The sequence below is a fragment of the Actinoplanes couchii genome (assembly GCF_016862075.1).
Classification (GTDB): domain Bacteria; phylum Actinomycetota; class Actinomycetes; order Mycobacteriales; family Micromonosporaceae; genus Actinoplanes; species Actinoplanes couchii.
Map to the genome: position 1 here is coordinate 113,058 of NZ_BOMG01000092.1, position 11,123 is coordinate 124,180.

Annotated in this window: 9 protein-coding genes; 4 read left to right on the plus strand and 5 right to left on the minus strand. The window is 72.8% G+C overall.

Annotation, left to right across the window (positions count from 1 at the left end; translation table 11 throughout):
* Positions 1-4 precede the first annotated feature (4 nt).
* The gene (locus Aco03nite_RS36540) at positions 5-1,066 is read left to right on the plus strand and encodes an alpha/beta hydrolase family protein (RefSeq protein ID WP_203804418.1); all 1,062 of its coding nucleotides are present in this window, start codon (positions 5-7) and stop codon (positions 1,064-1,066) included.
* Here the strand turns inward: Aco03nite_RS36540 and Aco03nite_RS54285 are convergent.
* A complete protein-coding gene (locus Aco03nite_RS54285) occupies positions 1,041-3,161 on the minus strand; it encodes a tetratricopeptide repeat protein (RefSeq protein WP_203804421.1) in 2,121 nt (706 codons plus the stop codon). The two genes, Aco03nite_RS36540 and Aco03nite_RS54285, sit on opposite strands and share 26 nt — an antisense overlap.
* 69 nt (positions 3,162-3,230) lie before the next feature.
* Here Aco03nite_RS54285 and Aco03nite_RS36550 point away from each other — a divergent pair, with 69 nt between their 5' ends.
* Positions 3,231-3,671: an ATP-binding protein gene (locus tag Aco03nite_RS36550; protein WP_203804424.1), complete on the plus strand. Its 441-nt coding sequence runs from the start codon at positions 3,231-3,233 to the stop codon at positions 3,669-3,671.
* 29 nt (positions 3,672-3,700) lie between these two features.
* On the plus strand, positions 3,701-4,057 hold the full coding sequence (locus Aco03nite_RS36555; protein WP_203804428.1) for an STAS domain-containing protein: 357 nt from the start codon (positions 3,701-3,703) through the stop codon (positions 4,055-4,057).
* Here Aco03nite_RS36555 and Aco03nite_RS36560 read toward each other — a convergent pair.
* Both Aco03nite_RS36560 and Aco03nite_RS36565 read right to left on the minus strand, forming a co-directional pair.
* Positions 4,017-5,585 (minus strand): diguanylate cyclase, encoded by a 1,569-nt coding sequence (locus tag Aco03nite_RS36560; RefSeq protein WP_203804430.1) that lies wholly within the window; start codon positions 5,583-5,585, stop codon positions 4,017-4,019. The two genes, Aco03nite_RS36555 and Aco03nite_RS36560, sit on opposite strands and share 41 nt — an antisense overlap.
* A 28-nt stretch (positions 5,586-5,613) precedes the next feature.
* Positions 5,614-7,794: a putative bifunctional diguanylate cyclase/phosphodiesterase gene (locus Aco03nite_RS36565; RefSeq protein WP_203804433.1), complete on the minus strand. Its 2,181-nt coding sequence runs from the start codon at positions 7,792-7,794 to the stop codon at positions 5,614-5,616.
* Positions 7,795-7,952: 158 nt separating this feature from the next.
* On the opposite strand from Aco03nite_RS36565, the gene Aco03nite_RS36570 reads away from it, so the two are divergent.
* Positions 7,953-9,293, plus strand: coding sequence for an FUSC family protein (locus Aco03nite_RS36570; RefSeq protein ID WP_239145735.1), 1,341 nt, complete (start codon positions 7,953-7,955; stop codon positions 9,291-9,293).
* Here the strand turns inward: Aco03nite_RS36570 and Aco03nite_RS36575 are convergent.
* A complete protein-coding gene (locus Aco03nite_RS36575) occupies positions 9,280-9,906 on the minus strand; it encodes a DUF4232 domain-containing protein (protein ID WP_203804439.1) in 627 nt (208 codons plus the stop codon). The two genes, Aco03nite_RS36570 and Aco03nite_RS36575, sit on opposite strands and share 14 nt — an antisense overlap.
* Positions 9,907-10,010: 104 nt before the next feature.
* Positions 10,011-11,012, minus strand: a complete 1,002-nt coding sequence (locus tag Aco03nite_RS36580; RefSeq protein WP_203804441.1) for an NAD(P)H-dependent glycerol-3-phosphate dehydrogenase — start codon at positions 11,010-11,012, stop codon at positions 10,011-10,013.
* Positions 11,013-11,123 lie beyond the last annotated feature (111 nt).

The following is an 11,123-nucleotide window of genomic DNA, read 5'->3' on the forward strand; positions in this document are numbered from 1 at the left end:
GGGCATGCTGGCGACACTTCTCACCGCCGTCCTGGCGACCACTGCACTCGTCCTTCCGCATCCGACCGGCCGGGCGCACGTCGGCACCGCCGTCGCGCACCTGGTCGACCGCTCCCGCCCCGACCCGTGGGTGGCGTTCGAGCCGTACCGCGAACTGATGGTCCAGGTGTGGTACCCGGCCCGCACGATCCGGGGTCACCGGCGCGCCGACTGGGTCTCCCCCGGTATCGCCGCCATCGTCAACCCGCCGGGCACCGGCCTGGAGCTGCCGGTCACCCACGGCTACGTCGGCGCGCCACCCGCTCCGGGCCGGCATCCGGTGCTGCTCTGGTCCCCCGGATACGGCCTCGAACGCACCTCGGGCACCGCCCTGGCCGAGGACCTGGCGAGCCACGGCTTCGTGGTGGTCACCATCGACCACCCCCACGACGCCGGCTGGGTCGAGTTCCCGGACGGCCGGATCGCCACCCGCGCCGCCCCCACGCCCACGACCCCGGCGGAGGAGGAGCAACTTCTCCAGACGGTGCTCGACGTACGGGTGACCGACACCCGTTTCGTGCTGGACCGGCTGCGGGACCTGCCCGCGGCCCCGGCGATGGACCTGTCCCGGATCGGGATGTTCGGTCACTCGATGGGCGGCGCGACCGCGGCCGGGGTGATGCTCGCCGACCGGCGGGTCCGGGCCGGCCTGGACATGGACGGCTCGTTCACCGGCCCGGTGATCGACGCCGGCCTGGACCGCCCGTTCCTGATGTTCGGCTCGCAGACCCACGGCGGTGAGCAGGACGAGACGTGGACCCGCACCTGGTCGCATCTGCGTGGCCCCCGCTACTGGATCGAGCTGGCCGGTTCGGCGCACCTGTCGTTCACCGACTACCAGGTGCTGTTCCCGCAGATCGGCCTGCCCGCCGACCAGATCGAGCAGACGGTCGGCACGATCGGCGGCGAACGGTCGGTGGCGATCCAGCGGGCCTGGGTCCGGGCGTTCTTCGACCGTCACCTGCGCGGCCGGGCCGGGCCGCTGCCGCGTTTCCCGGAGATCAGTTTCCCGGCTGGAGCAGGGTGAGCACCCGGTAGAGACGGGCCCGCCCGGGAGCGTCGGCGGCCAGGGCCTCCACCAGCGAGCGCATGGTGGCGGTCGGGCCGGGCGCCGGTTCCCGGGCGACACCGAACGCGGTCACCGCGTCCTCGATCGGGCGGGCGCCGTCCAGGTGTTCGGCACACCAGGCGAGGCCCTCGAACTCGCGGGCCTCGAACCCGGCGCCGGCCGACGCCAGCAGCCGGGCGAACCGGTCCCGGGACTCGGCCGCCCGGTTCGCCCGGCGGCAGGCGACCGCGCCGGCGGCCAGGGCCGGCAGCGCCTCCCGCAGCGGCCGGTACCGGATCGCCTCGTCGGCCGCCTCCACCGCCTGGGACCAGCGCTCCTGCCGCAGCAGGGCCAGGCAGATGGTGGTGCGGGCGCGGGACAGGGTGACCGAGTCGTTGACCGGCAGCGCCATCGCCACCGCACGGCGGGCGTCGTCCAGGGCCGCCGCCGGTTCCTCGCGGGCCAGCGCCAGGCCGGCCCGGGCCTCGAAATAGGCGGCGTGTGACGCCGAGGCGCGTTCCACCAGGTCCGCGGCGGTGTCGTGGTCGCCGGTCTCGGCGTGCAGGCGGGCCAGCCGCAGCGCGATCGGCATCCACTGGCCGGGCCGGGGCGCGGCGAGTTCGGCGGCCCGGGTCAGGGTCCGCAGCGCCTCCCGGAACCGGCCCTGTCGGCGCAGGCAGCGGGCCACCCCGTCGAGCGCGGTGGCGGCGATCGCCGGGCCGGCGTGCGGATGGTCGTGGACGTGCGCGAACCCGATCAGCGCCTCGCCGTCGTCGTCGCGGGCCAGGGCCAGCCAGGCGAGGTTGAGCCGGATCCGGACCCGTTCGGCGTCACCGGCCGGTTCCAGGGCCCGCTGGTAGTGGTCCCAGGCCTGTTCGTACTCGCCGCGCTCCTGGTAGAGGCGGCCCAGCACGTTGTGGTTGTCCACCTGGTCCGCCGCCGGGACGTCGACGGCCAGCTCCTCGCGGACGGCCCGGAACTGGCCGGCCGGCAGCGGCCCGTCGTCGAACTCGCCGATCCGCCGCAGCGCCCGTGCCGGGTTCCCGGCCCGCAGCCAGGCGCGGACCTCGGCGAGCGGCGCCTGCGGTGTCCCGGCGCCGCGCAGCAGCTGGGCCGCGCGGGTGGACACCCCGGCCGGGGCGTCGCGCAGGACCCGGGCGGCCTCCGGCGCCGGCACCAGGTAGAGGTCGGTGCCGGGTACCTGGTGGATGGCGTGCGGGCTCAGCTCGTCGAGCCGTTTGCGGACCTGCTCCTGCCCGAACCGGGTGCCGTTGATCAGGGCGGGGCCGGCCGGGACGCCGAGGGCGGCGACCGCCCGGTACAGGTCGTGCTGGTCCGGGTTCAGACCGGCCACCAGCCGGTCCAGCAGCAGTTCGGGGAGGCCGTCCGGGTCCTGCAGCGTCCCGGCCAGCTCCACCGCGGTGACGTCCGAGGTGGCGACGATCGCGTCGAACAGCTGCACCAGCCGGGGCACCCCCTGGAAGAGGCCGCAGAGCCGTTCCTGGGTGCGGTGGTCCAGGGAGGCGAACCGGCCCGGCGCGCCCTCCGCGGACCGGCGGGCGAAGGCCTTGAACCAGCTCACCGGCAGCCCGTCGGCCTCGATCACGTATCGCGGGTCGACCCAGTCCAGCCCGGGGCGCGGTCGTGGCAGCACGTCAGTGACCAGCACGATCCGGGCGTCCCGCTCGGCGGCGACGGCCTCTTCCAGGGCCAGGTCCCGCAGGTGCCCGTCCTCGTCCATCAGGTGCTGCGCCGAGTCGACGACGATCACCGATCTGCCGGTACGCCGGTCGAACGGCCGGTCCAGGACCCGCGCGTCGGCGGTGGCCCCGTCGTGGATCACCACCCTGGTCCGGAGCAGCCGGAACGGCTCCAGCACCCGGGTCACGAGCTCGGTCTTGCCGACTCCCGGCGGCCCGGTGACGACGATGACCCGCGCGTCGCGGCTCCACAGCGCCCGGCGCAGCGCGGCGCGGCGTTCGGTCCGGTCCAGGAACGGCCGGGCCGCCCGGCGCTGTCCCTCGGCGATCCGGTCCCGGATGCCGGGGACCGCGAACCGGCGTGTCCGTCCCATCGGGTCATGATGCTCCGTCGCCATCGATCCCGGGAGATGGCGTGCGTAATCAGGGGCCCGCCGGGGCACATGAGCGGGGTGGATCGGATCCGTGTCTCCTCACCGTCGCCAGATGCTCGCGCCCTGCGCCAGTGGACCCTCACCAGCACCACCGAGTTGCGGGAGCTGCGCGCGTCGCTCCATCGTGAACTCACCAGCGATCCGGCGTTCACCCCGGACGACCCGGACGACGTGATCGACCGGATCATCCTGGTCGCCACCGAGCTGGCCACCAACGCGATCCGGCACGGGCTGCCGCCCACCGAGATCCGGCTGCTGTACGACGCGGGCCGGCTGATCCTGGACGTCGCCGATCACGATCTGACCACGATGCCGGAGCTGGCTTCCGGCCGACCGCTCGACGAAGGGGGCCGTGGCCTGCTGCTGGCCCGCTCGTTCTCGCTCGACGTGGGCTGGTACGCGACCCCGGATGCCAAGCACATCTGGGCCTCGTTCCCGCTCAACGGGTGATCGCAACAATTTGCTGGTAGACAAATAAGGTGCCGGACGACTACTACTCCATCAGCCTCGCACCGGTCGACACCGGTCCCGGGGGCCAGCCGACCCGCCGTGTCCTGCTCACCGGCGAGTTCGACATCGACACCCGCGAGGAGCTGACCAGCCGCCTGCTCGACGTCGTCGAGACGACCGCGGGCGGACCGGGCGGCGGCCGGATCGTCGTGGACCTGGCCGGGGTCCGGTTCATCGACTCGGAGGCGCTCGGCGGGATCATCGACGGTTATCAGGCCGCCGACCGGGCCGGGCTGGACTTCCGGATCGCGAACCCGGCCGGCATCGTGAAACGGCTGTTCGAGATCATCGGCCTGGACCACCTGCTGGAACCGGCTGCGGGATGAGCCCGCCCACCCGGACCTGGTCCCGGCCGGCCTCCTTGGCGGCGTAGAGGGCCATGTCCGCGGTGTGCACCAGGTCCCGGATGCAGTCCGCGGTGGTGGACTCGGCGACGCCGGCGCTGACGGTCACCGGCACACCGGCGTGGTCGCCGTCCCGGATCGCCCGGCGCACCTCGTCGACCCGGGCGGCCGCCTCGACGGCGCCGCAGCCGGTCAGCACGACGGCGAACTCCTCGCCGCCGTAACGGGCCACCAGGTCGCCGGGGCCGGCCACCGCGGACAGCCGCTGCGCCACCTGGCGGAGCACGTCGTCGCCGGTGGTGTGCCCGTACCTGTCGTTGATCAGCTTGAAGTGGTCGATGTCGATCAGGGCGAAACTGAACCGGGCGCCGGACGCGGGCAGGGCCTCCAGGGCGGTCATCAGGTGGCGGCGGTTGTGCAGGCCGGTCAGGTGGTCGCGGGAGGCCTGCTCGGCCAGATCGCTGCGCAGCCGCTCGATGGTGGCGAGCTGGGTGTGCAGGCGGGCGTTGGCGTCCTCCAGGGCGCGCCGGCGGTCGTTGTCCTCGGTCACGTCCCGGGCCACCAGGACCCAGGCGGTGTCGCTGATCCGGCGGCCGAGGACCGCGCTGATCTGGACGCTGAGGTCGGTGCCCGTACCGGCGAAGTCGTTGATCGTGAATTCGCTGTGGCCGTCGGCGGGCAGCTCGCCGAACACGTCGGGCAGCCGGTCGGCCCCGGCCAGGAAACGCGCGGCGGCCGGGTTGATCTCCAGGATGCGCCGTTCGCCGTCGGCCACGATGACCAGGTCGGACATGATCCGGAACAGGTCGTGGTGGGAGACCAGGGCGGCGGACGGCGCCGAGTCGTGCCGGACCATCCAGTACATCACCGGGGCCCCGGCGGCCAGGCCGATCGCGGTCAGGTCGACCAGGTTGCCGCCGGACAGCACGCCGACCAGGTTGACCATCACCCCGGGCAGCGTGGTCAGCACCGCCAGCAGGGAGCCGCGTTTGCGCCCGGCACCCCTGATGAACAGCCGGAACACCCGGACACCGGCGATCGTGAGCAGGGCGTAGCAGTACAGCGCGTGCACCCAGAAGAGCGGACCGAAGACCGCCGCGTACGCCCCGCCCACGCTGGTCTGCTTCAGGTGGTCGATGAACAGGTGGTGCCACGGGTTGGTGGCCAGCGCGATCGTGCACAACACCGGCTCGACCGCGAGGATCAGCGCGGTCCGCGGCCGCAGCCGCCAGAACCGGTCGGCGAGCGCCTTGGAGGTCACCCACCAGCCGCCGACCAGCAGGAAAACCCCGGCGTAGGTGAGCGAGATGGCCCACAGCGCGGGCCCGGGCTCCCGCCAGAACAGGGTGACCATCGACATCCCCGACCACCACACCGAGCCGGCGGCCAGCACCGCGATGGAGAGGTAGCCGATCGCCTCGTGCCGGCGTCGCCAGGCGGACACCGCGACGACCGCCGAGATCATCACGGCGACGCCGAAGATCGCCGCGATGGAGACAACTGCCGTCATGACCCGTCCATCGGCCCGGTCGCGGCGGTCATGCGGAAAGCTGCTGAAAACCGGTGTAGGTCACATCGGCGGCCAGCGCGGGGATCCGGTCGGCGGGCACCGGCCGGGAGAACAGGAAGCCCTGCCCGCGCTGCGAGCCGAGGTTGGCCAGCTCGCGGGCCTGCATCTCCTCCTCGATGCCCTCGGCGACGGTGGTCAGGCGCAGGATCTGGGCGAGCCGGACCACCGCCTCGGCGATCGCCGAGCCCTCCGCGGTGCCGTCCAGCTGGGCCACGAAACTGCGGTCGATCTTCAGGATGTCGACCGGCAGGCGGGTGAGGTACTGCAGCGACGAGTAGCCGGTGCCGAAGTCGTCGATGGCGATCCGGACCCCGCCGGCCCGGATGGTGCGCAGCGCGGCGATCTCCAGCGCCTCGTTGACCATCGCCGACTCGGTCACCTCCACGACCAGGCAGTCGGCGGGCAGGCCGGTGCGCTCCAGGGCGCCGAGCACGTCCCGGGCCAGGTGCGGCTCCTGCAGCTGGCGCGGCGACACGTTGACCGTGACGGTCAGGTCGATGCCGTCGGCGCGCCACGCGGCGGCCTGCCGGCAGGCTTCCTCGAGTACCCACTGGCCGATCGCCACGATCTCGCCGGAGCGTTCGGCGACCGGGATGAACTGGCCCGGTGACACGTCGCCGTGCAGCGGATGGTGCCAGCGCAGCAGCGCCTCCACGGCCACCGTCCGCCGGGTCGCGAGCTCCACGATCGGCTGGTAGAGCAGGGTGAACTCGTCGCGCTGCAGGGCGCCCTCGAGGGCTTCGGCCAGCGCCGCGTCGGTGGCCCGCCGGTCGTTCATGCTGGTCTCGTACACCACGAACGTCGCGGTGCCGGCCCGGCGGGCGTGGTTGAGGGCGATCTCGGCGTTGCGGAGCACCGTCTTCGCCGGTTCGTCGGTGCGGCCCACGGCGATCCCGATCGCGCTGTCCGGGAACGACACCAGGATCCGCTGGGCGACGGTGGTGGCCTCGCCGGTGACCGCGGCGTCGCAGATCAGCACCCCGAACGTGCTGTCACCGAGCCGGGCCACCAGGTCGTCGGCGCGCACGCAGGAGCGCAGCACGTCCGGGGCAGTGCCGCCGGGCGGGACCGAGACGGCCAGGACCGCACAGGTCTCCCGGGCCCGGACCAGCCCGGCCAGGGCGTCCTTGAGGGCGGCCCGGCTGGCCAGCCCGGTCTCCAGGTCCCGGGCGGCTCGGGCCTGCGAGGAGGACAGCTCCAGCCACTGCCGGACCGCGATCGCCGCGATCATCACGACGGTCGCCACGATCAGGCCGCTCCAGCGGACGAAACCGGCGTTCGCCACGATCACGCCGAGCAGCAGCCCGACCCCGGTGACCAGGGCGCCCAGCGGCAGGTACGCCACCCAGCGGGGCGGTCCGGTGCGCCGCGGCCGGTCGGTGACGCTGCCGATCCCGGAACTGGACATCAGGGGCGACAGGGTGAGCAGCACGTGCACCGCGATCAGCACGATCCCGCCGCCCGGCCCGGTGGCGTGCCCGGCCGTGGCGGGCAGCCCGGCCACCCAGGCGGTGTCGGTGAGGATCGCCAGGGTCATCCCGGCGCACAGCACGCTGATCGGATCACGCCAGTGCCGGATCACGCCGCGCAGCAGCATCGCGGCGATCGCCATGGCCAGCATCAGGTCGGCGATCGGCAACCCGGCCAGGATGATCCAGTCCCGGTCCGGGCCGCCGGTCAGCAGCACCGGGTCCAGCCCCACCCACCAGATGATCATGACGGCGGCGGCGCCGACGGCGGTCATCTCGGCGACGAACGCCTGCCGGTGCGGGCCGCTCAGCCGGGCCAGCGGCCCGAGGACCATCGAGAAGCCCAGCAGGGCCATCCCGGTGACGTGCGCGGCCGCGGCGGCCCACCACATCCAGTCCGGCCCGCCGGACACCCAGCACAGGAAGACGACCGCGTTCACCACACCCAGGCCCCTGGCCACCGCGCCGACCTGACAGGACAGCGTGTTCAGCCCCAGCCGGGCCACCCGCAGCAGGTAGACCACACCCAGCGCGTCGAGCACGGCCAGGGATCCGCCGAGCAGCGCCGGGTACCAGCCGGGCCGGACCCAGCCGAGGCCCTGAGCGGCCAGGATCACCACGAGCAGCAGGAGTACGGCACGGGGCAGCGCCTTCGACCCCGTACTCCCGACACGCCTCATGTCCGCACAGTCGGTCCGATCCCCGCGGACCTGAGCGAAGTCACCCGACCAGGCGCGACGCCCGTCACATTCGCCCGAATTCCAAAGAATGCACGGATTCCGGCGATAGTTTTTGTGTCGGAAGATCCGCCCGGAAAATGAAAGAGAAAGCCGTCTTCTTGTCTTCGCAAGCGCTCGTCTCCGCCACTGATCCGTTCACCGTCGTCGCCATCGGCCTCGTGCTCTGCGCGGTCCTCGCCACGCTGCTGCGCCGCAAGGTCAAACCCGTCGTCGAGCTGACCTGCCGGGCCCTGTTCGCCCGGATCCGCCCGCGCCTGCCGGCGCCGCTGCGCCGGCTGGGCCGCCGGATCCACGGCAAGGTGGAGGCGACCAGCGCCCGCTCGGTGCTGGTGACCGGGATCGCCGCCGGCATCGCCCTGGCGGCGGCGCAGACGCTGCACCTGGTCGGCCCGGTGCTCGCCGCGATCTCGGCGACGCTGTCGGTGCAGATGAGCTCGCACGCGTCGCTGCGGGAGGGCTCGAAACGGCTGATCGGCACGGTCGCCGGGATCGCCGTCACGGTCGCGGTGTGGGGCGCGTTCGGGATCAGCCCGTGGTCGATCGCGCTGATCGCCGCCTGCGGGCTGGCCGCCGGCAAGCTGCTGCGCCTCGGGGACAGCTCGGCCACCGTGCCGCTGACCTCGATGGGCATCCTGGTCGGCGGGACCATGGTCACCGAGACGTTCGTGTGGGAGCGGGTCGAGGCGACGGTGCTCGGCATCGTCGTCGGCGTGATCCTGTCGCCGCTGGTCGGCGGCACCACCCCGCTCGAGCAGGCCCGGATCAAGCTGGCCCACCTGTCCGGCGAGATCGGCCGGCTGCTGGGCTCGCTGGGCGCCGGGGTGCGGGACGGGTACCGCCGGGAGCAGGCCGAGCAGTGGCTGGCCCGGTCCCGGGAGCTCGACGAGGACCTGGCCGACGCGGTCGCCGCCGTCGAGGAGCTGGCCGGGCAGGCCCGCTGGTCACTGACCACCCCGATGACCCGGGTGAACCCGATGGATCAGACGCTGCGGGCCCTGGAGCACGGGGTGCAGCAGGTCAACTCGGTGGCCCGGTCGATGTTCGACGCGGTCGCCACGCCGGGATCGCCGACCGTACCGCCGCAGATCGGTCAGGTCCTGACCGCCGCGTCGGACGCCTTCGCCGCCCACTCGACCCTGGTCGCCGAGCGGGGCGCGGCCGCCGGGCCGGACGCCGGTGGCCTGCACGACCTGCTGAACTCGCTGCGCGAGGCCCGGCAGCGGATCATCCGCACGGTCCGCACCGAGGTCGACGACACCGGTGTGCTGGTGCTGACCGGTTCGATCATCACCGACATCGACCGGATGGCCGGATCGCTGGAACGGTCCGCGCCCGCCCTCACCGTCGGGGTGCGCGAGCCGGGTCCGGGCATCCCGGCGGTCTCCGAGGTGCTGCCCGCGGTGCGCCTGGTCTGGGAGAAGGCCCTCACCAGGCGGTGACGCCCTGGTTGCTCGGCTGCACGGTGCCGACCTTCAGCGCCGTCATGGTGATGTTGCTCTTCTCCGGCGCCGGGAAGCCCTCCAGCTCGGCGTAGGAGACCTTGGCCGCCTCGTCCAGTTTCCAGCTGATGCTGTTGCCGGCGCCGCAGGTGACGTCACCCTTGTCGCACCGGGTCCACTTGATGCCGGCGAAGGCCGAGCCGCCCGCCTTGATCTCGACGGTCTCGGCCGGGCCGGGCTCGTTCACCTTCTCGGTCGGCACCGGCACCGCCTCACCGGCGGCGTTGACCAGGGCGAAGGTCAGCCAGCCGTGGACCGTGCAGTTCTGCCGGCCCTCGTTGGTGATGACGACCATGCCCTTCTCGTCGGTCTCGCCGGTGCCCTGCGCGGCGATGCTGACCTTGAGATCGGTGTCGGCGCACTCGGCGGTCCCGGTCGCCTCCGCCGTCTTCTCCGCGGCGGGCGTCGTCGTCTCCGCACCCGGCGTCGTCGTCGCCGCGCTGGGCGTCGTCTTCTCCGCGGTGGGCGTCGTCCCCGCTGAGGCCGATCCGCACGCGGACAGGGCGGTCAGCAGGACCAGCGCGGGAACGGTCGTGGTGAGGGTGTTACGCATCGTGTGTCTCCGTGTTCCGTCGTTCTTGGGTGACCGAACACTATGGCGGTACGCCCCACCAAGATCCGCTCGCCGGGACACGCGGCACGATTCCGGGACCAGCCCTACCCCGGCTCGGATTCGTGGCCGGCCGGGTGGGTCCGGAGTAGACCGTCGTACGCCCGCAGGGCGGTGATCTCCCCGACTATGACCCGGTGGATGGTCCGGGTGATCGGCATCGCCAGCTGGTGCCGGTCGGCCAGCTGCACCGCCGCGTGCACGGTCTTGACCCCCTCGGCGACCTGGCCCATCTCGGCCAGGATGTCGTCCAGGCTGCGGCCCTTGCCGAGCTGCTCGCCGACGTGCCGGTTGCGGCTGTGCGGGCTGATGCACGTCGCCACCAGGTCGCCCATCCCGGCCAGCCCGGCCAGGGTGGCCGGCTCGCCGCCCATCGCCACCGCGAGCGTGGTCAGCTCGGCCAGCCCGCGCGAGATCACCCCGGCCCGGGTGTTGTCGCCGACGCCCAGGCCCTGGGCGATCCCGGTGGCGATCGCCACCACGTTCTTCAGCGCGCCGCCGACCTCGCAGCCGATCACGTCGTGGTTGGTGTAGACGCGCAGCAGCCCTCGCCGGAAGACCCGCTGGATCTCGGTGGCGACGGTCAGGTCCTCGGTGGCGATGACGGTGGCCGCGGCCATCCCGGCCATGATCTCCTTGGCCAGGTTGGGCCCGGTCAGCGCGGCGGCGGGATGCCCCGGCAGCACCTCCTTGATGATTTCGGTCATCCGCAGCAGGGAGTTGCGTTCCAGCCCCTTGCTGAGGCTGACCACCGGGATCCACGGGTGCAGGTCCGGCCGGACCTCCTCCAGGGTGGTGCGGAAGACGCCGGTCGGCACGCCGACGACGAGCAGTTCGGCGTGGGCGGCCGCCTCGGCGAGGTTCGAGGTGGCGCGCAGGCGCTCCGGGAGCGGGAAACCCGCCAGATAGCGGTTGTTGCTGTGCTCGTTGTTGATCTCGTCCGCGGTGGCCCGGTTACGGGCCCAGATCAGTGACTCGTGATCCCGGCGGGTGAGGACGGACGCGACGGTGGTTCCCCAGGAGCCCGCTCCGAGCACAGTGATCCGCATGACTCCTGAGGCTAGGGCATCAGTGGGTGGTCTTGGTCACCTTCGCGTGCCCGCAGTCCCCTTCACACGCCCCGCAGTCATCTTCACACGCCCCGCAGTCATCTTCGCGCG

Bases quoted from the DNA above. Each gene is read 5' to 3' on its own strand.
- Aco03nite_RS36540 (WP_203804418.1), top strand. From the start codon at position 5: ATGCTGGCGACACTTCTCACCGCCGTCCTGGCGACCACTGCACTCGTC.
- Aco03nite_RS54285 (WP_203804421.1), bottom strand. From the start codon at position 3,161: ATGGGACGGACACGCCGGTTCGCGGTCCCCGGCATCCGGGACCGGATC.
- Aco03nite_RS36550 (WP_203804424.1), top strand. From the start codon at position 3,231: ATGAGCGGGGTGGATCGGATCCGTGTCTCCTCACCGTCGCCAGATGCT.
- Aco03nite_RS36560 (WP_203804430.1), bottom strand. From the start codon at position 5,585: ATGACGGCAGTTGTCTCCATCGCGGCGATCTTCGGCGTCGCCGTGATG.
- Aco03nite_RS36565 (WP_203804433.1), bottom strand. From the start codon at position 7,794: ATGAGGCGTGTCGGGAGTACGGGGTCGAAGGCGCTGCCCCGTGCCGTA.
- Aco03nite_RS36575 (WP_203804439.1), bottom strand. From the start codon at position 9,906: ATGCGTAACACCCTCACCACGACCGTTCCCGCGCTGGTCCTGCTGACC.
- Aco03nite_RS36580 (WP_203804441.1), bottom strand. From the start codon at position 11,012: ATGCGGATCACTGTGCTCGGAGCGGGCTCCTGGGGAACCACCGTCGCG.